18 protein-coding genes are annotated in these 22637 nt (G+C 70.2%); 6 read left to right on the forward strand and 12 right to left on the reverse strand.

The window, feature by feature from the left end:
• Positions 1-350: 350 nt before the first annotated feature.
• Positions 351-1322, forward strand: coding sequence for an LLM class flavin-dependent oxidoreductase (locus JHN63_RS16685; RefSeq protein ID WP_200681856.1), 972 nt, complete (start codon positions 351-353; stop codon positions 1320-1322).
• 70 nt (positions 1323-1392) lie between these two features.
• Positions 1393-1752, forward strand: a complete 360-nt coding sequence (locus tag JHN63_RS16690; RefSeq protein ID WP_234477108.1) for a hypothetical protein — start codon at positions 1393-1395, stop codon at positions 1750-1752.
• 105 nt (positions 1753-1857) lie between these two features.
• On the opposite strand, the gene JHN63_RS16695 is transcribed toward JHN63_RS16690, so the two are convergent.
• From JHN63_RS16695 to JHN63_RS16710, 4 genes are all read right to left on the reverse strand, one after another.
• Positions 1858-3279 (reverse strand): sugar porter family MFS transporter, encoded by a 1422-nt coding sequence (locus JHN63_RS16695; protein WP_200681858.1) that lies wholly within the window; start codon positions 3277-3279, stop codon positions 1858-1860.
• Between the two features lie 228 nt (positions 3280-3507).
• Positions 3508-7137: a chromosome segregation protein SMC gene (smc, locus tag JHN63_RS16700; RefSeq protein WP_200681859.1), complete on the reverse strand. Its 3630-nt coding sequence runs from the start codon at positions 7135-7137 to the stop codon at positions 3508-3510.
• Between the two features lie 216 nt (positions 7138-7353).
• On the reverse strand, positions 7354-7557 hold the full coding sequence (locus JHN63_RS16705) for a hypothetical protein (RefSeq protein WP_019058680.1): 204 nt from the start codon (positions 7555-7557) through the stop codon (positions 7354-7356).
• Between the two features lie 392 nt (positions 7558-7949).
• Positions 7950-8231: an acylphosphatase gene (locus tag JHN63_RS16710; protein ID WP_200681860.1), complete on the reverse strand. Its 282-nt coding sequence runs from the start codon at positions 8229-8231 to the stop codon at positions 7950-7952.
• A 155-nt stretch (positions 8232-8386) separates the two neighbouring features.
• Between JHN63_RS16710 and JHN63_RS16715 the strand changes: the two genes are divergently transcribed.
• Together JHN63_RS16715 and JHN63_RS16720 are read left to right on the forward strand one after the other, a co-directional pair.
• The gene (locus JHN63_RS16715; protein WP_200681861.1) at positions 8387-9646 is read left to right on the forward strand and encodes a CAP domain-containing protein; all 1260 of its coding nucleotides are present in this window, start codon (positions 8387-8389) and stop codon (positions 9644-9646) included.
• Between the two features lie 93 nt (positions 9647-9739).
• The gene (locus JHN63_RS16720; protein WP_200681862.1) at positions 9740-10141 is read left to right on the forward strand and encodes a helix-turn-helix domain-containing protein; all 402 of its coding nucleotides are present in this window, start codon (positions 9740-9742) and stop codon (positions 10139-10141) included.
• Positions 10142-10348: 207 nt separating this feature from the next.
• Here JHN63_RS16720 and mutM read toward each other — a convergent pair whose 3' ends face one another.
• From mutM to recG, 8 genes are all read right to left on the reverse strand, one after another.
• Positions 10349-11203, reverse strand: a complete 855-nt coding sequence (gene mutM / locus JHN63_RS16725) for a bifunctional DNA-formamidopyrimidine glycosylase/DNA-(apurinic or apyrimidinic site) lyase (RefSeq protein ID WP_200681863.1) — start codon at positions 11201-11203, stop codon at positions 10349-10351.
• Positions 11204-11282: 79 nt separating this feature from the next.
• Positions 11283-12125, reverse strand: coding sequence for a ribonuclease III (gene rnc, locus JHN63_RS16730; protein WP_234477117.1), 843 nt, complete (start codon positions 12123-12125; stop codon positions 11283-11285).
• 19 nt (positions 12126-12144) lie between these two features.
• Complete coding sequence (gene rpmF, locus JHN63_RS16735; RefSeq protein WP_015657589.1) at positions 12145-12318, reverse strand: 50S ribosomal protein L32; 174 nt, start codon at positions 12316-12318, stop codon at positions 12145-12147.
• A 2-nt stretch (positions 12319-12320) separates the two neighbouring features.
• Positions 12321-12974: a DUF177 domain-containing protein gene (locus JHN63_RS16740; protein ID WP_200681865.1), complete on the reverse strand. Its 654-nt coding sequence runs from the start codon at positions 12972-12974 to the stop codon at positions 12321-12323.
• 134 nt (positions 12975-13108) lie between these two features.
• Complete coding sequence (locus JHN63_RS16745) at positions 13109-14185, reverse strand: ATP synthase F0 subunit B (RefSeq protein WP_200681866.1); 1077 nt, start codon at positions 14183-14185, stop codon at positions 13109-13111.
• A 99-nt stretch (positions 14186-14284) separates the two neighbouring features.
• Positions 14285-14764, reverse strand: a complete 480-nt coding sequence (gene coaD, locus JHN63_RS16750; protein ID WP_200681885.1) for a pantetheine-phosphate adenylyltransferase — start codon at positions 14762-14764, stop codon at positions 14285-14287.
• A 26-nt stretch (positions 14765-14790) separates the two neighbouring features.
• A complete protein-coding gene (gene rsmD, locus JHN63_RS16755) occupies positions 14791-15378 on the reverse strand; it encodes a 16S rRNA (guanine(966)-N(2))-methyltransferase RsmD (protein ID WP_200681867.1) in 588 nt (195 codons plus the stop codon).
• Between the two features lie 113 nt (positions 15379-15491).
• Positions 15492-17699 (reverse strand): ATP-dependent DNA helicase RecG, encoded by a 2208-nt coding sequence (recG, locus tag JHN63_RS16760; protein WP_200681868.1) that lies wholly within the window; start codon positions 17697-17699, stop codon positions 15492-15494.
• A 168-nt stretch (positions 17700-17867) separates the two neighbouring features.
• On the opposite strand from recG, the gene JHN63_RS16765 reads away from it, so the two are divergent.
• Entirely contained in the window at positions 17868-19694 is a 1827-nt protein-coding gene (locus JHN63_RS16765) for an HSP90 family protein (protein ID WP_200681869.1), read from the forward strand.
• Entirely contained in the window at positions 19694-22633 is a 2940-nt protein-coding gene (locus JHN63_RS16770; protein WP_200681870.1) for a tetratricopeptide repeat protein, read from the forward strand. The genes JHN63_RS16765 and JHN63_RS16770 overlap by 1 nt, the downstream gene beginning before the upstream one ends.
• The last annotated feature ends 4 nt before the right edge of the window (positions 22634-22637 follow it).

Genomic DNA, 22637 nt, shown 5'->3' on the forward strand with positions numbered 1-22637 from the left:
GTATCAGCCATGGGTCTGGCCGGGGCCCAGCTTGGGCGCGGCCGGGGTTCGGAGCGGGTTCGGAGAGGGTTCGGGGTGTGTCCGGACCGGGGTCCGGGACCTGTCCGGAGCAGGGTCCGGGACCGGTGCCGGGCTCGGGGGAGGGCGGGCGAGGCGGGGAAGGCCGGGCAGGCGAGGCAGCCGTGACGAACCAGGCACCGCCCACGCCCCCGCACACGCCGAGACGCCCGGACGCCCACGGCAACGGCAACGGCAACGGCAACGAGCATGCCCACGGCCACAGCCACACCCATGGCCATCTGATGTCCCGTCAGCTACCGTCCCCCACCACACACGAAGGGGGACCTCCCATGCCCGTCTCGGTCGTACGTTTCAATCTCGTCGAACCCGGCGCGACCCCCGCCTCGCTGAGCGCCCGCTACCGGGCCGCCCTGGAGATGGCCGCGTACGCCGACGAGCACGGGATCACCACCGTGCAGACGGAGGAGCACCACGGCGTCGCCAACAACTGGCTGCCGTCGCCCTTCGCCTTCGCGGGCGCGGTGTTCGGCGCGACCCGGCACATCGCCGTGACCGTCTCCGCGGTCATCGGCCCGCTGCACGACCCGCTGCGGCTGGCCGAGGACATCGCCGTACTCGATCTGCTGAGCGGCGGCCGGCTGGTGACCGTGGCCGGGATCGGGTACCGGCCCGAGGAGTACGCCCAGTTCGACGTGGACTGGAAGCGCCGGGGCAAGCTCCAGGACGAGCTGCTGGAGACGGTCCTGAAGGCGTGGTCCGGCGAGGAGTTCGAGTACCGCGGCCGTACCGTACGGGTCACCCCGCGCCCCTTCTCCGACCCGCACCCCCTGCTGCTGGTCGGCGGTTCCTCGAAGGCCGCCGCGCGTCGGGCCGCCCGGCTGGGGCTGCCCTTCTTCCCCAGCGCGCACCTTCCCGACCTGGAGGCGTACTACAAGGACCGGCTGGTGGAGTACGGCACCGAGGGGTGGACCATGATGCCGGGCCCGGAGACCCCCCTGCTGCACATCGCCGAGGACCCGGACCGGGCCTGGGCCGAGTACGGCGCGCACTTCCTGCACGAGGCGCGGACCTACGCCTCCTGGCAGTCCGGGGAGATCCGCTCGGCGGTGAAGTCGGGGGCCACGACCGTGGCGGAGCTGCGCGCGGAGGGCGTCTACCGGATCCTCACCCCGGACGAGTGTGTGGCACTGGGCCTCGACAATCTCGTACTGCATCCGCTGTCGGGCGGGATGCCGGTGGACGAAGGATGGCGCAGCCTGCGGCTGTTCGCGGAGCGGGTGCTGCCGCGGCTCGGGGAGTGACCCCGACTCGGAGAGTGACCTTTACCCGCAACCGGTGGACCGGCCGGTCGACCGGTGGTCCACTGCGGTCATGACCTTGGCTGTGGATGTGTTCCTGCGTGACGCGGACGGCCAGTGGAACGTGCTCGACGTTCCGGAGGGCTGCAACGACTCGGCCGGTTTCGAGAACTGGCGCGAGACCGTGTGGGGCTCGGCGCCCGTACGCGCGCTGGGCGCCACGTACCTTCCCGTGCTGGCCTCCAGCGACCTGTACGTCGAGGCCTCTGACGTACCGGACTTCCTGCGCGAGCTCGCGCTGCTGCGGGAGCATCTGGAAGCTGTCGTCGCGGCGGTCGGTGAGCGTACCGACCTCGTGGAGAGCCGCCTGGACAACATCGAGGCCGCCGCTCTCCGGGCCCGGGAGATCGGCGGCGGCGTCCTCATCTGGTGAGCCCACGGACGTGGAAAGGTCACCGACGCAGGAACGGAAAGGGTTTCGGGGAGACGGGCGGCGGGGGATGAAGCCCGCCTCCCCGAGCATAGGGGAGGGGGCCGGTCAGCCCATGTCCTCCAGCTTCTTGCCCTTCGTCTCCTTCACGAACTTCAGGACGAACGGGATGGAGAGCGCGGCGAACACCGTGTAGATCACATAGGTCGCGGAGAGGTTCCAGTCGGCCAGCGACGGGAAGCTCGCGGTGATGGCCCAGTTGGCGATCCACTGCGCGGACGCGGCGACACCGAGGGCGGCGGCGCGGATCCGGCTCGGGAACATCTCGCCGAGGAAGACCCAGACCACGACACCCCAGGACAGGGCGAAGAACAGGACGAAGACGTGGGCCGCGATCAGCGCGGTCCAGCCCTGCGCGGTGGGCAGCTTGCCGTCGACGAGGTGGTAGGAGAAGGCCCAGGCCTCCAGCGCGAGACCGACGACCATGCCGACCGAGCCGATGAGGGCCAGCGGCTTACGGCCGATGCGGTCCACGAAGATCATGGCGATCACGGTGCCGATGATGTTGATGATCGACGTCGTGAAGGAGTAGAAGAACGACTGGGTCGGGTCGACACCGACCGACTGCCACAGCGTCGCGGAGTAGTAGAACGCGACGTTGATGCCGACGAGCTGCTGGAAGGCCGAGAGGCCGATGCCGACCCAGACGATCGGCTTGAAGTAGAAGCCGCCACCGCCGAGCAGGTCCTTGAACGTCGACTTGTGCTCGCTCTTCATCGCGTGCTCGATCTCGGCGACGCGGGCGTCCAGGTCGATGTCGTCGCCCTCGACCTCACGCAGCACGTCGTGCGCGCGGCTCAGCTTGCCCGCGGAGATCAGGAAGCGCGGGGACTCGGGGATGGCGAAGGAGAGCAGGCCGTAGAGGACGGCCGGGACCACCATGACGCCGAGCATGACCTGCCAGGCCTCCAGGCCCATGAGCTTGCCGCGCTGGTCGCCGTCGGCGGCGTTCAGCAGACCCCAGTTGACCAGCTGCGAGATCGCGATGCCGATGACGATCGCGGCCTGCTGGAAGGAGCCGAGCCGGCCGCGGTAGGCGGGCGGCGAGACCTCGGCGATGTAGGCGGGGCCGATGACGGAGGCCATACCGATGGCGAAACCGCCGATGACCCGCCAGAAGGCGAGGTCCCAGAGCGCGAAGGGCAGCGCCGAACCGACGGCGCTGACGGTGAACATCACCGCGGAGATCTGCATACAGCGGATACGGCCGATGCGGTCGGCTATCCGGCCGGCGGTCGCGGCGCCGATGGCACAGCCGATCAGGGCGATCGCGATGACCTGCGCGAGGACCGTGGAGCCTACGTCGTAACGGTCGCGGATCGCCTCGACGGCGCCGTTGATCACCGAGCTGTCGTAGCCGAAGAGGAAGCCGCCCATCGCGGCCGCCGCCGCGATGAAGATGACATGCCCGAGATGTTCGGGATGAGCCGACCCGGCTCCTGACTGAGGTGCCTGCGCAGTGCTGGTCACGTGTAACTCCTGAGGCCACCGGCGTCGCTGCCGGGGTGGGGGGCGACCCTTCCAGTGGCGCACAGCTTCCCGCTGCCCACCACCTGAAGGTAAAAGCAACGCTGAAGAGACTATGCCTTCAAGTTTCGAAGTCAACAGGGGGCCTCATGTGAACTTCAACCCCACAGGCGACAGCCATGCATTCAAGAATTGAACACACGATGGAGGTCCAGGGAACCCTGTGACGGTCTAGCGAAGGCGCTGCGAGATGACCTTCGAGACCCCGTCGCCCTGCATGGAGACGCCGTACAACGCGTCGGCGACCTCCATCGTGCGCTTCTGGTGGGTGATGACGATCAGCTGCGAGGCCTCCTGCAGCTCCTGCATGATCCGGATCAGCCGCTGGAGGTTGGTGTCGTCGAGCGCCGCCTCGACCTCGTCCATCACATAGAACGGACTGGGCCGCGCCTTGAAGATCGACACGAGGAGCGCTACGGCGGTGAGGGACCGCTCGCCGCCGGAGAGCAGCGAGAGCCGCTTGACCTTCTTGCCGGGCGGGCGGGCCTCCACATCCACCCCCGTGGTGAGCATGTTGTCGGGATCGGTCAGGATCAACCTGCCCTCGCCGCCCGGAAACAGTCTGCTGAAGACACCCTCGAACTGGAGGGCCGTGTCCCGGTAGGCCTCGGTGAAGACCTGCTCGACGCGCTCGTCGACCTCCTTCACCACTTGAAGCAGGTCGGCGCGGGTCTTCTTGAGGTCCTCCAGCTGCTCGCTGAGGAACTTGTGCCGCTCCTCCAGCGCCGCGAACTCCTCCAGCGCGAGGGGGTTCACCTTGCCCAGCTGCTGGTACGCCCGCTCGGCCGACTTGAGCCGCTTCTCCTGCTCCGCCCGGTGGAACGTCCGGGGCTGGTTGCGCGGGTCCTCCGGGTCCTCGGGCAGGATCTCGCCCTCGGCGGCGAGCGAGGGCGGCACGAGCTGGTGCGGCCCGTACTCCTCGATCAGCCCCGCCGGCTCGACCCCCAACTCCTCCAGCGCCTTGGTCTCCAGCTGCTCGATCCGCATGCGCTTCTCGGCACCGAGCACCTCACCCCGGTGCACCGAGTCGGTCAGCTTGTCGAGCTCGCCCTTGAGGTCGCGCCCCTGGTTCCGGGCGGCGGTCAACTCCTGCTCGCGGCGCGCCTTGGCGGCATCGGCTGCGGTGCGCTCCGCGTCGGCACGGCCGAGGGACACCTCGACATGCGCGAGCAACTGCCGCGCCCCGAACGCGACGGCCTCGGCGACCGCGGCCTCATGCCGCAACCGCGCGAGCCGCTGCTCCGCCCGAGCCCGCGCCTCCCGCTCGGCCCGAGCCCCCCGATCCAGCGAATCGGCCCGCCCGGCAAGCCCCTTGACCCGCTCCTCATGCGTACGGACCTGAAGCCGCGCCTCCATCTCGGTCTGCCGAGCATTGGCCCCGTCAGCGGCAAGCCGATCCCGCACACTCGTATCGGGCTCCTCCTCGACCGGCAACTCCTCAGCCACAGCCAGCCGTTCAGCCAGCACTTCAGCCTCTTCTACGGCCTTGTCGAGCGCGTCCTGCGCTCGTGCCGCCGCCGCGGTCGACCGCTCGGCCTCGCCGGCGGCGCCCCGCGCCTGTCCGGCCAGTCGGCCCAACTGCTGTGCCACGGCCGACTTCTCGCGTTCCGCGGCTCGGCGGCGCTCCCCCAACTCCTCGACCAGCGCGGCGCATTCCTTGCGGCGCTCGGCCGCGGTCTGCTGGGTGCCGGCCAACTCTTCGCAGCGGACGGCCAGTTCTTCGAGTTCGGCAGCTGCTTCGTCCACGGAGGCCTGGACTTCGAGGAGGCTGGGGGCGCCGGCGGAGCCGCCGTGGGCGAAGTGGGCTCCGAGCAGGTCGCCTTCGGCGGTCACCGCCGTCAACTCCGGGCGCGTGTATACGAGTTGCTCGGCGTCTTCGAGGGTGCTCACGACGACGATGTTGTGGAGGAGGCGGCGGATGGCGGGCATGAGGTCGGCGGGGGCGCGTACCAGGTCTGCCGCGAAAGGCTGTTGGGCGGCTGCGGGTGCGTCGTGGCCGGGCGCGCTCCGCGGCGCGGCCGCGAACGAATCCTGCCCCGCGCTCCCTTGGGGCGCCTCGGCCACCGGCGACGAGATGTCCAGGTCTCCTGCCAGCAGCAGTGCCGCCCGGCCTCCGTCCTGCTTGCGCAGCAGGCGGATCGCGTCGGCCGCCGAGGACGGTGTCGTCACCGCGATCGCGTCCGCCGCCGCGCCGAACGCTGCCGCCAGGGCTGTCTCGTGGCCCGGGGTCACCGTGAGCAGTTCCGCCGCCGGGCCCAGGATTCCGGTGAGGCGGTCGCGGGCGCCCAGCAGTATGCCGGTGCCGTCCTTGCGGCGCAGGCCCAGCGCCAGCGCCTCGTGGCGGGCCTGGGTGGCGGCTCGCCTGCGTTCCGCCGCCGTGGTCGCCTCCCGGGCTGCCGTCAGCGCGGCCTCCGCCTCGGCGAGCTGCCGCTTGACCTGCTCGTGCCGGTCGGAGAGTTCGGCGTCGCCGGCGTCGAGGCCGTCCACCTCGGCCTGGAGGGTCTCGTACTCCTCCTGGGCGGTGACCGCACGTTCCTGGGCCTCGTCGCGGGCGGCGGCGAGGCGGTCGATCTCGGCCTGGGCGGAGGCGGCGCGTGAACGGGCCGCGTTGACCTGGCCGTTGAGCCGGGCGAGGCCTTCACGGCGGTCGGCGATGGAACGGGCCAGGTCCTTCAACCGCCGTTCCTCGGCGGTGAGTTCGCGTTCCAGTTCGGAGCGGTGGGCGACCGTGTCCTCCAGGGCGTGCTCGGCCGCCTCCAAGGCCGCTTCCAACTCGGCCTCCTGCTCGCGGATCCGGGCGGCCTCGCGCTCCATGTCCTCGGGGTCGCGGCCCCGCCGTTCCTCGGGGGGTGCGGAGGTCGCGCTCTTCACTCGGGCGTCGGCCAGCGAGATCGTGCCGCGGACCCGCTCGGCCAGTTGGGACAGCTCGTACCAGGTCTGCTGGGCGCGCTGGAGGCGCGGGGTGAGCTGCCGTACCTCGTCCTCCAGGAGTCCCTCGCGCTGGAGCGCCTTGCGCAGCTCCAGCTCGGCGGCCTCCTTGCGTTCCTTCAGCGCGGCCTCGTCGGCGATCTCCGTGTTCAGCGCCTGGCGCAGTCGTACGAGATCGTCTGCCAACAGCCTCAGGCGCGCGTCTCGGAGATCCGCCTGGATGACGGCGGCGCGGCGGGCGACCGCGGCCTGGCGGCCCAAGGGCTTGAGCTGGCGGCGGAGTTCGTCCGTGAGGTCCTGCACGCGCGCGAGGTTGGCCTGCATCGCGTCCAGTTTCCGCAGCGCCTTCTCCTTGCGCTTGCGGTGCTTGAGGACGCCGGCCGCTTCCTCGATGAAGGCGCGCCGGCCCATGGGGTCGGCGTGCAGGACGGAGTCGAGCTGGCCCTGGCCGACGATGACGTGCATCTCGCGGCCGATGCCGGAGTCGGAGAGGAGTTCCTGGATGTCGAGGAGGCGACACGTGTCGCCGTTGATCTGGTACTCGCTGCCGCCGTTGCGGAACATGATCCGCGTGATGGTGACCTCGGCGTACTCGATGGGCAGCGCCCCGTCGGAGTTGTCGATGGTGAGGGACACCTCGGCGCGGCCCAGCGGAGGGCGGCCGGTGGTGCCGGCGAAGATGACGTCCTCCATCTTGCCGCCGCGCAGCGACTTGGCGCCCTGTTCGCCCATGACCCAGCTGAGCGCGTCCACGACATTGGACTTGCCCGAGCCGTTCGGACCGACGACGCACGTGATTCCCGGCTCGAACCGGAGCGTGGTCGCCGAGGCGAACGATTTGAACCCCCGGAGGGTCAGGGCCTTGAGGTGCACGCCGCTGGACTCTACCTTCCGCCGCTCGCTCTCTCCATGAACGTCCGGTTCCCCGCGGTTTCGCCCTTGAACGTGCAGGGCACACCAAACGTTAAAGAGGGTGGAGGCATACGGGGGAAAGAAAGAAGGGACGCCGAAGCGTCCCTTGCAAACTCTGACAGCTCAGTGGTTGATGCGGGCAGCCCAGCCCCTGTCTGTCATGGTGCGTCGCAGTGATCAGGTGAGCGCGGGCTCAGCCTGGCGTACGTCGATGCTCTCGAGAAGCGAATCGTGAGTTGCGGCAGCCGTCAGTGCGTCGTTCTCGTCCTGGATCCGAACGAGCTCGGATTCCAGGTCCTGGACGCGCTGCTGGAGCCGTCGCATCTCGGCGAGGAGTCGCGGGTCGGAGCCGCCGACGTAACCGAGAAGCGCCTTTGCCATGATGGATGGTCCTCCACACTGAGTGACCGACCGAAGCGGTGTGGGTCGTGAGGGAATCGCACCCGCGATGCTTGACAGTCTTGAGTGTTGTTCTGCTGTTCTTCCATGCCAAACAGCTAAGGTGCGCGGGGCTTTCAGAGTCTCACCAAAAAGTTTGACGGTCAACACGATCACGCCTCGTATTGGCGGGCATCCCGGGGGCACGCGGCCCTGACCGGGCGGCGCTGCGACTCCTGCGGGTCTCGCTGGATATGGCGATCATCCTTAGGTGCGGAGCCTGCCAGAGCGAGCCGTTCTTGGCAACCACCAGGCCATTTCTGCTGTGGGCAGGTGCCGGCGGCATGTCCCGCCGCGTCCGCCAGGGCCGCTTTACACCGTTTCGCAGATTGTGCTCAGCGGATCGCGAAGCCGTCGTAGCCGCCGCGAGGTGTGTCCCAGATCTCGGTGACGCCGTCCACGCGCCCGGGCGTGTCGTGCCCCTGGAGCCAGCCGAGGAGTCCTTCGCAGCCCTCGCGCGATCCCTCCGCGACCACTTGCACGCGTCCGTCGCCCAAATTGAGAGCAAAACCACTCAGGCCGCCGATCTCCAGCGCTTTGGCACGGGTAAACCACCGAAAACCCACACCTTGCACACGCCCTCGCACCCAGGCGACCAACCGCACATCCTCGCTCATGGCTGCAACCTAACCGGCCAATGTCTCTCTGGACACTTGCTCCCCTCGCGCCATGCGGTACCGTCCGCCCCAATGAATCTCATATGAAACTCACTCGATCGAGTGAGCTGGGTCACCGCACGGACGAGTTGACCGCAAGGACGAAAGGCAAGGACATGGGACGCCACCGACGCTCCGCCGCCGGCCGCGCCGCCACGGGCCGCGCCACGGGGGTCACAGAGACGCACGGCTCATACACGAGCGGCTACGACCCGCATGACTCGTACGACTGGAACGACCGCTCCGACCGGAACGACCGCTTCGCCTGGAACCCGGCCGACGGCTCGACGATCGGCATGGCGCCCTATCTCCACCCGGAGGGCCCCGCCGAGTTCCACCAGAACCACCAGGCCCCCGCGGACCACCGGGTCCGCGAGGTGCTCACGAACCACGAGGTCCCGCCGAAGAGCGAGGCCCGGCTGCGGGCGGAGACCCGGCTGAAGGCCGAGTCCAGCCTGAAGAGCGAGGCCTATCTCTTCGCCACCCAGGAGGACTACGCCGTGGTCTTCCCGGAGGCGGCCGGCGCCTCCGCGCGGGGCGACGGCTCACGCTCGGGCCGCGGGCGCCGTCGTAAGCGCAAGACCGTGCCGCCGGCGGTCAAGTCCGGTCTGCTCGGTGTCTCCGCCGCGGTCGCCATCGGTACGGTGGCGGTGGCCGCGGGCGCGATGCCGGGGCTGGACAACTACAAGCTCGGCGGTGGCGGCGGCTCGGACAAGGTGCAGGCCGCCGGTTCACCGAGCAACTCGGCGACCGAGCAGGGCGGCACCTCGGGCAACGCGGAGTCCCGCGACGACGGCTCGTCCACGAGCCGTGACGCGGACCGCGCGGCCTCGCCCTCGGCGGCTCCGACCGAGTCCGCCACCGCGCCCGCCACGAAGGCCCCGGCGAAGAAGCCTGCGGCCACCCCGACCGAGGAGCCGACGACCTCGACCCCCTCGGCGAAGCCCACCACTCCGACGCCTACGCAGTCCGCGGACACACCGGTGACGGTCTCCGCGGAGGCCGCCGCCGAGGCCGAGGTGCTCAAGCTCGTCAACGAGCAGCGGGCGCTTGTCGGTTGCAGCCCGGTGGCCGCCAACAGCTCGCTGACCACGCTGGCCGAGAACTTCAGCCAGCAGATGGCCGACCAGGACTTCTTCGACCACACCGACCCCAGCGGGGCCACCCCGTGGGACCGGGCGGAGAAGCTCGGCATCACCAACCTCGGCGGCGAGAACATCGCCCGCGGCCAGGCCGACGCGGCCGCGGTCATGGACGCCTGGATGAACAGCGCCGGCCACAAGGCCAACATCCTGAACTGCGACTTCAAGACCCTGGGCGTCGGTGTGCACTTCGGCGCCGAGGGCCCCTGGTGGACGCAGGACTTCGGCTACTAGGTCGAGTACCGGCCCGACCGACCACGACAGGGAGCGCTAACCACTGGTTAGTGCTCCCTTCTGGTTAGCGCTGCATTCGCGTACGCTTCTGCCATGGACACCACCCAGGAGCGTACGGAGGAGCAGAACTTCCCGTACAGCGTCTTCGCGAAGGCCTGCCCCTCCCGAGGCACCCTGGAGCACGTCACGGGCCGCTGGGGCGGACTCACCCTGTGCGCGCTGCACGAGGGCTCGCTGCGCTTCAACGAACTGCGGCGCCGCGTCGACGGCGTGAGCGAGAAGATGCTCTCGCAGACCCTGCACGCCCTGGAGCGCGACGGCCTGGTCCACCGCGAGGCCCAGCCGACCAACCCACCGCGAGTGGACTACGAGTTGACCCCACTGGGCCACGGCGTCGCCGAACGCCTCATGGGACTGGTCGACTTCGTGGAGGGCCGCATGGACGAGGTCCTGAAGGCCCGGACACGCTACGACGAGACACGGGACGACCACTAGGTCCGCGACGGCGTCTTGATCCGCCGGCCTTCGCCACCCGCTGGTTCCTTGGCTCCCGCGAGGCTCGCGGGGCCCGCGGGAGCGTCTGGACTCGCTGGCCGTCGCGGCCGACCTGCCCCTCCGCGCCCGCCGACCAATTGCCTCCCGCGAGTCCCGCAGGGCCCCGCGACGGCGTCCGAATCCGCCGGCGCCCTCACCGCTCGCCCCCTAACTCCGCGGCAGCCTCTGGCACTTCGGGCAGAAGTAGCTCGACCGGTTCATCCACGCCTGCCGCTTCATCGGCGTACCGCAGCGTCGGCACGGCAGCCCCTCGCGGCCGTACGCGTCGAGCGAGCGGTCGAAGTAGCCCGACTCCCCGTTGACGTTGACGTACAGGCTGTCGAAACTGGTGCCGCCCACGTCGAGGGCCGCGTTCATCACGTCCCGTGCGTGGCCCAGGAGTTCGGCGGTGCGCGGGCGGGTGAAGGTCGCGGTCGGACGTTCGTAGTGGACGCGGGCCCGCCAAAGGGCCTCGTCCGCATAGATGTTGCCGACCCCGCTGATCAACGACTGGTCCAGCAGGGCCCGTTTGATGGTCGTGCGCTTGCGGCGCAGCGCCTGGTGGAACAACTCGTCGTCGAACAACGGGTCCAGGGGGTCACGCGCGATGTGCGCGATGACGTCCGGCAGCCCGTCCGGGGTGGTGTCGTGCAACGACAGCCCGCCGAAGGTGCGTTGGTCGACGAAGCGGAGTTCCGTACCGAGGCCGTCGGCGAACCGCACCCGGATGCGCAGATGCTTCTCGTCGGGGAACTCGTGCTGCTGGACGAGGAGTTGACCACTCATCCCGAGGTGGGCCAGCACCGCCTGGTGGGTGTCCTCCAGCGGCAGCCACAGGTACTTCCCGCGCCGGCTGGGCGTCCCGATGCGATGCCCCTTGAGCCGATGCGCGAAGTCGTCGGCGCCGGCGACATGACGCCGCACCGCACGCGGATGCAGCACCTCGGCATCGGCGACGGTCCGCTGGGCGACCCAGCGCTCCAGGCCCCGCCGGACTACCTCGACCTCGGGCAACTCGGGCATGGCATCCCCTGCTGGTCACGGGTGAACGATCCGAGCGCCCGCCCCACTCGGGGACGGGCGCTCGGGTCGTACTGCTTGGTCAGGCGGACGCCGACGAAGGGTCGGCGTTCTCCTCGGCAGGCTGCTCGGCGGCCTCGGTGACGACCTCGGCGGGCTGTTCGGCCGCCTCCTTCGCCTTCTTGGCCCGCTCGTCCGCGTCGGCCCGGATGGACCGCCAGGCGGACTCGGCGGCCTGCTGCTCCGCCTCCTTCTTGCTGCGGCCGGTGCCGGTGCCGTACGAGACGCCTCCGACGCGGGCGGCAGCAGTGAAGGTCTTCTCGTGATCGGGGCCGGTCTCCGTGACCAGGTACTCGGGGACACCGAGTCCTTCGGTCGCGGTGAGCTCCTGGAGACTGGTCTTCCAGTCCAGGCCGGCACCGAGGTTCGAGGACTTCTCGATGAGCGGGTCGAACAGGCGGTGCACCAGTTCGGAGGCCGCGTCGAGGCCCTGGTCGAGATAGACCGCGCCGATCACCGCTTCCAGGGTGTCGGCGAGGATGGACGCCTTGTCCCGGCCACCCGTGCCCTCTTCACCGCGGCCGAGCCGGATGAAGGAGCCGAGTTCCAGACCGCGACCGACCTCCGCCAGCGCACGAGAATTGACCACCGCGGCCCGCAGCTTGGCCAGTTGGCCTTCGGGCAGGTCGGGGTGGGTGGTGTACAGCGTGTCCGTGACGACGAGGCCGAGCACGGAGTCCCCGAGGAACTCCAGCCGCTCGTTCGTCGGCAGACCGCCGTTCTCGTACGCGTACGAACGGTGGGTCAGCGCACGCACCAGAAGGGCGGACTCGAGGTGATACCCGAGCCGCCCTTCCAACAGCGTGTGGGACGAGGCCGTGTCCGCCTGTTTCTTGGCGACTGAGTCCGCCTTGACGTCAGACATGGAGCCTCTCACCAGCCGCTCAGACCTCGAGGACCTGGCGCTTGTTGTACGTGCCGCAAGACGGGCACGCGATGTGCTGCTGCTTGGGCTCGTGGCAGCGCTCGCACGCAACCAGAGGGGTGACCGCAGCCTTCCACTGCGACCGGCGGTGGCGCGTGTTGCTGCGCGACATCTTCCGCTTCGGAACAGCCACGGCTACTTCTCCTGCTTCTCGTTGGCGCGCGCCGGTCGGGGCGCTTCGCCACTGATCTCGTCCTTCTCGCCGTCTTCGAGTGAACCGGCGAGTCCCTGCAGTGCCGCCCAACGGATGTCGACGGCTTCGTGGTGGTGGTCCGGGTCGTCCGTGAGCCGTACTCCGCACTCGGAGCACAGGCCCAGACAGTCGTCCTGGCACACCGGCTGCATCGGCAGTGCGAGCACCACCGCATCGCGCAGCACGGGTTCGAGGTCGAACAGGCCGTCCTCGATGAAGAGCCTGTCCTCGTCTTCCTCGGCGTCGTCGACCGGTTCCGCTTTCACACGGCCACGGTCGTCGGCGTCAGGGTACGAGAACATCTCCTGGAAGTCCGCTGCGAGCGACAGCTCGAGCGGCTCCAGACACCTTACGCACTCCCCCTTGGCCAGTGCACGGGCGGTGCCTGTGACAAGCACCCCTTCCATGACGGACTCAAGGCGGAGGTCGAGCTCCACCGGGGCGCCTTCCGGCACTCCGATGACTCCCTGGATACCGAGATCCTTGGGAGCCTCGATCGAACGGTTCAGGCGCTGCAGCGCACCAGGACGCCGACCCAGCTCGTGAGTGTCGAACACGAGAGGGTTGCGGTGGTCGAGGCGGGCGTTCAGAGCCATCCCTGTTCTTTCGGTCTGCTAGCTCAAGAGGACGCTGCCCTTCGGTGCTTCCGGGCAGCGTTGATCGCGGACGTACACGCGACCGAAGAGCCAGGATACTGGACCTTTCGCTCACGGCCCAATCCGGTGGTTCCTTACAGGCCTCGACCCTGCTCGTACGCCCGCAGCTGCTCCGCGCTGATCATGCCGGTGTCGAAGAGGCTGGTCTCGTCGAGCGCGTAGCCCTGCTGGCCCTGGTTCTGCTGCGGGTCGACCTGGGCCTGCTGCATCTGGTTCGGGTCGTACACGGGCTGCTGGCCGGTGTCGTAGCCCTGATAGGCGTACGGGTCCGCCTGCTGGTACCCGTAGGGGTCCTGCTGCTGGGCGTACCCCTGCTGCTGGTAGCCGTACGGGTCCTGCTGCTGGGCGGTCTGCTGGTAGTCGTAGGACGCCTGCGGGGCGTAGTCCTGCTGCTCGGGCTGGAGCGGGGTCGCCGAGACCGGGGTGTCCGTGACGGTGGCGAGGTCGGCGAGGTAGTCGGCGTCGCTGGTGTGCTGGACCTGGTTGCCGTCGTCGTCGAGGGCGAGGGCTCCGAGATCGTCGCTGGCGAGCCGCCCGTGCAGCTTCTGCCGGCCCTTTCCCACGGCTTCCAGGGTCTTGGCGAGGACCGCCTCGAAGGCGCCGAGCTTGACGTCCACGTACGCGTCGGCGTCGCGGCGCAGGGTCTCCGGGTCGTGGCTGCGCTCGGGGGCGTCCTCGTCCTCGTAACCCTGGTCGTCGATGCCGGGGCCCGTGCCGAGCAGCTTCTCGCGGCCCCGCCCGACCGAGCCGAGGGTCTTGGTGAGGACGACCTCGAAGTTGGCGAGCTTGGAGTCGACGTAGTCGTCGGCCTCCGCGCGGACCTCCTCGGCCTCCTGGCGGGCCTCGGCGAGGATGCGGTCCGCCTCGTTCTGCGAGCGGCGGGCGACCTCGGTGTCGGAGATCAGCGAGCCGCGCTCGGCGTGCGCGGTCTGGATGATCCGCTCGGCCTCCTGGCGGGCCTGCTCGACCATCTCGTGCCGGCCGCCGATCAGCTCCTGCGCCTCCGCCAGCGAGTCCGGCAGTGCCGCGCGCACCTCTTCGAGCAGCGTGAGCAGCTCGGCGCGGTTGACCACGCACGAGGCCGACATGGGCATGGACCGGGCGCTGGAGACCGAGGCGACGATCTCGTCGAGCTTCTTCTGCACGTCCACCGTGTGCTCGCCACTCTCTACCGACGTGTTGGAGACGGACGGGTCGACTGTACGACCACTCCCGCCCCGCCCGACACCGGGTGACGCACTGTCAGTCCCTCAGCTCTGGCCGAGCCGCTCGTGCAGCGCTTCCAGGACGACGGCCGGCACCAGGTGGGAGATGTCGCCGCCCCACTGCGCGACCTCCTTGACCAGGGAGGACGACAGGAAGCTGTAGGTGGGGCTGGTCGGGATGAACAGGGTTTCGACGCCCGACAGTCCGTTGTTCATCTGGGCCATCTGGAGTTCGTAGTCGAAGTCGCTGACCGCGCGCAGGCCCTTGACGATGGCCGGGATGTCGCGCTGCTTGCAGAAGTCGACGAGCAGGCCGTGGTACGCCTCGACCTGGACGTTGCCGAACTCGGCGGTGACCTCGCCGATCAGCTCGATCCGCTCGTCGACGGTGAACATGCCCTTCTTCGACTGGTTGATCATCACGACGACGTGCACGACGTCGTAGAGCCTGGAGGCACGGGCGATGATGTCGAGGTGTCCATTGGTGATGGGGTCGAACGACCCCGGACAAACGGCGCGGCGCAACTGAGTTCCCTCGCTCTCCGGTCCGGTCATCGTGCGTCTTCGCACGTAGAGGCGGCGCGACCGTACCAAAAGGTCCCCTCGCCGTAGCGACGGGCCCGGATCGCGTCGAACCCGTCCGGCCACCCGAATTCGCCGCCTCTGGTGCTGCGCTCCACGGTGACGAGCGCGTCCGGCGCGAGCCAGCCCCCCGACCGGAGTGTGAGCAGAATCTCCCGAAGATCGTGATCTGGGACAACATACGGCGGGTCGAGAAAGACGATGTCGTACGGGTCCGTCGGCGCCGGCGTCTGGACGATCTGTTCCGCTTTGCCCGCCCTCACCTCGGCGCCGGGGAGGCCCACGTTCTTGACGTTCTCCCTGATGACGCGGGCGGCCTTCGGGTCGGCCTCGACGAGGAGGGTGTGGCTCGCGCCACGGGAGAGTGCCTCCAGGCCCACGGCTCCGGAACCGGCGTACAGGTCCAGGACCCGTTCGCCGCTCAAGGGGGCGCCCAGGAGGGACTGCCAGGTGGAGAAGAGGCCCTCGCGTGCGCGGTCGGAGGTGGGGCGGGTTCCGGTGCCGGGCGGGACGGCGAGTCGACGTCCGCCGGCTTCACCGGCGATCACGCGGGTCATCTGGGGTCCTTGTCCGTGGGTGAGTGCAGGTCCATTGTGGCTGGTCGCGGCCGCGCGGCGGTAACCGCATGCGGACTACGGCCGCACGCTCCTGGGAGCAGGTCGGCAGGCCGCTAGCCCTTCTCCAAGTACTGCTCCCTCTCCTCGTCCAGCAGCGCGTCCAGCGCCGTACGCAGCCCGGGGAGGTGCTCCAGTTCGGGATCCGCCTCCACCACCTTCGTCGCCTCCTCCCTCGCCTCCGCGATGACCTCCTCGTCCTCGATGACGGACAGCACCCGCAGGGACGTGCGGGCACCGGACTGCGCCTGCCCCAGCACATCGCCCTCCCGGCGCTGTTCGAGGTCGATGCGGGAGAGTTCGAAGCCGTCGAGGGTGGACGCGACGGCGGTGAGCCGTTGGCGGGCGGGGCTGGCCTCGGGCATCTCGGAGACCAGGAGGCAGAGGCCGGGGGCGGAGCCGCGGCCGACGCGGCCACGGAGCTGATGGAGCTGGGAGACGCCGAAGCGGTCCGCGTCCATGATCACCATGGCTGTGGCGTTGGGCACGTTGACGCCGACCTCGATGACCGTCGTCGCGACCAGGACGTCCGTGTCCCCGGCGGCGAAGCGGCGCATCACCGCGTCCTTGTCGTCGGGGTGCATACGGCCGTGCAGCACCTCGATCCTCAGCCCCTGGAGGGGGCCCTTGGCGAGCTGGGCGGCGATGTCGAGGACGGCGAGCGGCGGGCGCTTCTCGGCCTCGTCCTCGGCGGACTTCTTCTTGCCGGCCTTCTTCGGGTCGTCGTCCTCGTCGCCGATGCGGGGGCAGACGACGTACGCCTGATGGCCGTTGGACACCTCCTCGCGGACCCGCTCCCAGGCGCGGGCCAGGAAGTGCGGCTTGTCGGCGGCGGGGACGACATGGGTGGCGATCGGTGAGCGGCCGGCCGGGAGTTGGTCCAGGACGGAGGTCTCCAGGTCGCCGAAGACCGTCATGGCGACCGTGCGCGGGATGGGGGTGGCGGTCATGACGAGCAGGTGCGGAGGCTGCTTGCCCTTGCCGCGCAGGGCGTCGCGCTGCTCCACGCCGAAGCGGTGCTGTTCGTCGACGACGACCAGACCCAGGTCGTGGAACTGGACCTTGTCCTCGATCAACGCGTGCGTGCCGATCACGATCCCGGCCTCGCCGGTGACGAGGTCGAGGAGTGCCTGTCGCCGACCGGCCGTCCCCATGGACCCGGTGAGCAACGTGACCTTGGTCGCCCGCTCGGCCCCGCCCAGCATCCCGCCCTCGGCCAGCTCCCCCATCATCTCGGTGATGGAACGGTGATGCTGCTGGGCGAGCACTTCGGTGGGCGCGAGCATCGCGGCCTGTCCGCCCGCGTCGACGACGGCGAGCATGGCGCGGAGGGCCACCATGGTCTTTCCGCTGCCCACCTCCCCCTGAAGCAGTCGATGCATCGGATGCTCCGTCGCCAGGTCGTCGAAGATCTCCCTGGACACCTTCACCTGCCCGTCCGTGAGGGTGAACGGAAGGCGGTCGTCGAAGGCGGTGAGGAGGCCGTCCGGAGACGGTGTGCGGGCTACGGCGGGGAGTTGGGCGTCGGCGTGGCGGCGGCGGGCGAGGGCGACCTGGAGGACGAAGGCCTCGTCCCACTTGAGGCGGTCGCGGGCGGCGGCGATGTCCGCCTTGGTGTGGGGGCGGTGGATCTTGAGGAGGGCTTCCGGGAGGGAGACCAGGCCACGGCCCTCGCGGAGGGAGTCCGGGAGGGGGTCGACGGCTTCCTGGGCGCTGGGCAGCGCCGTCTGGAGGGCCTTGCCGATCTTCCAGGACTCCAGTTTGGCGGTGGCGGGGTAGATGGGGATCAGGGAGCCCGCCCAGGTCTCGACCGCTTCCTCGGTGTCACCCTTCAGCAACTCGTATGCCGGATGAGCGAGTTGCAGACGGCGGTTGAAGACGGAGACCTTGCCGGCGAACATCGCGCGTGTGCCCGGCAGCAGTTCCTTGTGGGGTTTGTGAACTCCCGAGCCGAAGAAGACGAGTTGGAGCCGGCCGCTGCCGTCCGTGATCGTGACTTCGAGACGCTGGCCCTTGCCCCGGGGGGCCTTGCTGGACGCGAAGGTGTGCAGCCGGGCGTCGGCGACCTGGGCGACCACGGTGACGTGCTCGTCCATCGGCAGCTCGGCGAGGTGCGTGAGCTGGCCCCGCTCCTCGTACCGGCGCGGGTAGTGGTGCAGGAGGTCGCCCACCGTGTGCAGGCCGAGATGCTCGGCCATCACCTTCGCGGTGGCGGGGCCGAGCACCTTTTTCAGTGGTTCTTCCAGTGCGGGCACGAGATCCATTGCACACCACGCCACTGACAATGCCGTATACGTCTTGCGAAACTCCTGGTCAGGTGGGTCGTTCGCGGCCTAGGATGGCGCGCTCCGGCCATCCCCCGCGGTCACCGCCTCACAGGGACCGCCCGACCCTCGCGCCGATCGCACTTCCCCCACCTCGGCGCTGCGACGATGGACTCCCAGACCTCACAGTCATCACAGGCATCCCAGTCACCTCACACGTTCCAGGTCGACCTGCGCGGTCTGGTGGACCTGCTCTCCCATCACCTCTACTCGAGCCCCAAGGTCTATCTGCGCGAGCTGCTGCAGAACGCCGTGGACGCGATCACCGCCCGCCGCGCCGAGCAGCCCGACTCCCCTGCCCTGGTGCGCCTGTACGTCGAGGGCGCCACCCTGCGCGTCGAGGACTCCGGCGTCGGGCTCACCGAGGCGGACGTGCACAACCTCCTCGCGACGATCGGCCGTAGCTCCAAGCGCGCCGACGGGCTCCAGGAGGCCCGCTCCGAGTTCCTCGGGCAGTTCGGCATCGGGCTGCTGGCCTGTTTCGTGGTCGCCGAGCGGATCCGGGTCGTCAGCCGCAGCGCCCGTACGCCCGAGGCGCCGCCCGTGGAGTGGACGGCGACCGACGACGGCTCGTACACCGTGCGGACGCTGCCCGCCGCCGAACACCCCGAACCGGGCACCACCGTGCACCTGGTGGCGCGCGCGGGCGCCGGTGAATGGCTCACCAAGGAGAAGGTCCTGGGGCTGGCCCGGGACTTCGGGGCGCTGCTGCCGTACGACGTCCGGGTGGACGGCGAGGCGATCACCGATCTGCCCGCGCCCTGGGACCGGCCGTACCCGAGTCCCAGCACCCGGCGGGTGGCACTCGCGCGGCACTGTCACGAACTGTTCGGGTTCACACCGTTGGACTCGATCGACCTCTCCGTGCCGCTCGCGGGCATCCGGGGCGTGGCCTACGTCCTTCCCGGCGCCGTGAGTCCGGCGCAGCGGGCCAGTCACCGGGTGCACCTCAAGGGCATGCTGCTGACCGAGCGGGCCGAACAGCTGCTGCCCGACTGGGCGTTCTTCGTGCGCTGTGTGCTGGACACGGACAGTCTGCGGCCCACGGCCTCGCGCGAGTCTCTCTACGAGGACGAGACGCTGGCCGCCGTACGGGAGGCGCTCGGGGAAAGGATTCGCTCCTGGCTGACCGGGCTCGCGGCGGGTGATCCGGAGCGGCTGGCCGCGTTCCTGTCGGTGCACCACCTGGGGGTGAAGTCCCTGGCGCGGCACGACAAGGAGATGCTGCGCACGATGCTGCCGTGGCTCCCGTTCGAGACGACCGACGGACGCGTCTCCCTGGAGGAGTTCGCACAGCGGCACCCGGTGGTGCACTTCACGCGGACCGTCGAGGAGTACCGGCAGGTCGCCCCGATCGCGTCCGCGCAGGGCATCGGCGTGATCAACGGCGGTTACACCTACGACGGCGAGCTGGTCGAGGCGCTGCCGTCGGTGCGCCCGGGGACGGTGGTCGCCGAGCTGGACTCGGACACCGTGACCGCGCACCTGGACTCGGTCGACCCGGCCGAGGAGCTGGCGCTGGCGGACTTCCTGGCCGCCGCGCGGGCCAAGTTGGACCCCCTGGGGTGTGATGTCGTCCTCCGGGCGTTCCATCCGCTGTCGGTGCCCGCGCTGCACCTGGACGACCGCTCGGCCCGGCACGAGCAGGCCCGCGCGGAGGCCGAGGAGCAGGCCGACGACCTGTGGGCGGGCATCCTGGGCTCGCTGCGGGGCAGTGCGCCACGCGCGCGTCTCGTGCTCAACCATCTCAACCCGCTGATCCGGCGCATCAGTTCGCTGGGGGACCGGGACCTGATCGGGACGGCCACGGAGTCGCTCTACGGGCAGGCACTCCTGATGGCGCAGCGACCACTGCGCCCCGCCGATTCGGCACTGCTGAACCGGGCGTTCATCGGCCTCCTGGAGTGGGCCACACACGGGGAGGGCGACCACTGATGACCGGGATCACGGACTTCGACGCGCTGCGCCGGGCGATGGCCGAGAACTCCGAGGAGCCGGAGGGCCCGGCCCGCAACGCGCGCGCGGAGCAACTGCTGGGCGAGGCCGAGAAGTTGGACATCCCGCTCGCCGTCATCGAGGCGCTCGGGCACCAGCTGAAAGTCTACAACTACAGCTCCGAGAAGGACAAGATGTTCGTCCCCTTCGCGCGCCTGCTGCGCATGTGGGACGAACGGCCGGAGGACTTCGACGAGTACGAGGTCCACTCGCTGCACTGGGTCTTCAAGTGGATGTCGTCCGGGATGCTCGGCCAGCCGCACATCCCGCTCGCGTCGATCGAGAAGTGGCTCGGCGAGATGGAGCACCGCTACCGGCTGGCCGGGCACTCCGAACGGGCCGTGCGCAGCGCCGAGTTCAGCGTCGCCTCGCACGTCGGGGACCTCGCGCGGGCCGAGCGGGCGTACGCCGCGTGGCTGGCCGCCGACCGCGACACCATGGCCGACTGCCACGCGTGCGAACTGCACACCCAGGGCGAGTGGCAGGTGCAGCGGGAGCGGGACGCGGAGGCGCTGGAGCTGTGGCAGCCGGTCCTGGAGGGCGAGTTCACCTGCGCCCACGAGCCGCACACCGTCCTCGCGTCCTCCCTGGCCCCACTGCTGCGCCTGGGCCGGGCCGACGAGGCACGCGCGCATCACCTTCGGGGCTTCCGTCTCGTACGGCCCATGGAGAGCATGCGGGGCGCGTACGCGGACCATGTGGAGTTCTGCGCGCTGAGCGGCAACGAAGCGCGCGGTCTTGAGCTGCTCGCGGAACGTCCGGCGTACTTCACGGACTCCGGGAACCCGCGCAGCGGGCTGGACTTCCTGTCCGTGGTGACCCTGCTGATGGACCGGCTGACCGAACTGGGGCTCGGCGACCAGCAGGTGCCCGGGCCGACCGGCCGGGCGTGGACCGCACGCGAACTCGCCGTCCACGCACGCGTGGAGACCCTAGCCCTGGCCGCCCGCTTCGACGAGCGCAACGGCACGACCCACGTCGGCGACGGGGTACGCGCGCGCATGGACCAGCGGCCGCTGGTGGAACGGCTCCCCCTGGGAGTGCGTTCCGCGGGCCGGCCGACCACGGCACCCGTCGTGCCGGGCACGGCGGTCCCGGAGCGGGCCCCGGAGAAGGACCTCGCCGAACTCCTCACGGAGGCACGGCGACTGTCGGACACGCTGCAACCGCACGCCGTGGAGGCCTGGTCGGCGGTCTCGCGTGCCGCCGAGGGCGGCGAGCTGTCCGCCCGCGACCGCGCGGAGATCGCCGACCACCAGGCGATGGACCGGGGTCCCGAGGGCCTCGCCCTCTTCGAGCGCGCGGCCGAGCTGTTCGCGGAGGCGGGCGACCCCGGGGAGGCGTGGGCGGCACGCGCGCGTGGAGCGTACGTACGCGCTCTCACGGGCGAGATCGACGAGGCCCTCGCGGCGATCGCCGAGCCGTACGACGCGGTGCTGGCCCTGTACTCCGAGGACGGCACGGGCGTACGGCAGACGGCGGCCGTGCTGATGAGCCGGGCGCGCGTCCTGATGCGGCGGGTCCACGGGGAGTCCCCCGAGGACACCCCCGGTGCCGAGGACCTGGCCGCCGCCGAGGCCGCCGTACGGGAGGTGCTGGCGCTGGTCGAGGGGCACACAGGGGATGACGTACGACTGGCCGCGCGGGGCGCCGAGGGGCAGGCGATGCTGGCCGAACTCGCGGTGCGGGGCGGGGACTTGGAGACGGCCGTGCGGCTGTTCTCGAAGGCGTCGACGGCGTTCGTGGTCGCGGGGCTGCCGTGGTTCGCGGTGGAGTACGAGGCCCGGTTGGCCGGGCTCGCCCATCACCTCGGCGACATCGCGGAGGCGGAGCGGGCGCTGCAGGCCGCCCTGGAGCACGGTGGGCCCTATCTGGAGGCGCCAGGACGGGCTCAGCTGCATCTCCAGCTCGCCGAGGTGCTCGGCGGCCGGGGACGGTCCGAGGAGGCCGCCGAGCACGCCCTGGAGGCCGCGCACTGGTCCGACGAGGCGGGCGAGGGCCCGACGCTGGGCGCCTGGGCCCGCCACCAGCTCGGCGGTTTCCTGCTGCGGCAGGGCCGCTGGGCCGAGGCCGCCGAGGTGCTGGAGTCGGCGCTGCCCGACCTGAGCGTCGAGACGCACGGCGACGGCGCGATCGTCCAGACGCAGTGGTGGCTCGGTGACTGTCTGAGCGAGCTGGGCGAGCACCGGGCGGCGGCCGAACGGCGGTTGCAGGCGGCCGAGATCGCCCGGCACTGGCCCGAGCAGAACGACCACGCGACGCTCGCCCATCTCGCCGCCGAGTCGCTGGGCCACGCGGAGCTGCCCGCCGAGGCGGACCAGGCCTACGAGCGCGCGGGTGATCTGTGGCGGTCCCTGGGGAACGTGCACGGGCTCGTCCGCTCGCTGCGCGCCCGCGCGTGGCTGGCGTTGCGCGCGGACCGGGGTCCGGACCGGGCGCGGGAGCTGATGGCGGGCGCGATCGAGGAGTGCGAGGCCGCGCTGCTCGTGACGGACGACCAGGAGGCACGGCAGCGGCTCACCGGTGAACTGGGCCACACCCACCGGCAGTTCGGCGAGCTGCTGGCCCGTTCCGTCGCCGAGGAGGCCGAGGACAGCGCGATCCAGGCCGCGTTCGAGGACGCCCTGGCGCAGACCGCGGAGGCGGTCACCGTGTTCGCCGCCCTCGGCGAGGGCGCGGTGCACACCCGCACCGGCGCCGAACTCGCCGCGGGCTGGCTGGAGGCCGACCTCAGCCGCCCCGCCGACGCGGCCGCACGCGCGCGTGGCGTGCTGAAGGCCTACGAGGGTGCCGACGACGGCGACGAGACGGTACGGTCCCGTCGCGCCGAGGCGGAGCAGCTCCTCCAGCTGATGGAGGAGCAGAACGACAACAAGTAGTCCC

This window comes from Streptomyces sp. MBT65 (genome assembly GCF_016612545.1).
Taxonomy (GTDB): Bacteria; Actinomycetota; Actinomycetes; order Streptomycetales; family Streptomycetaceae; genus Streptomyces.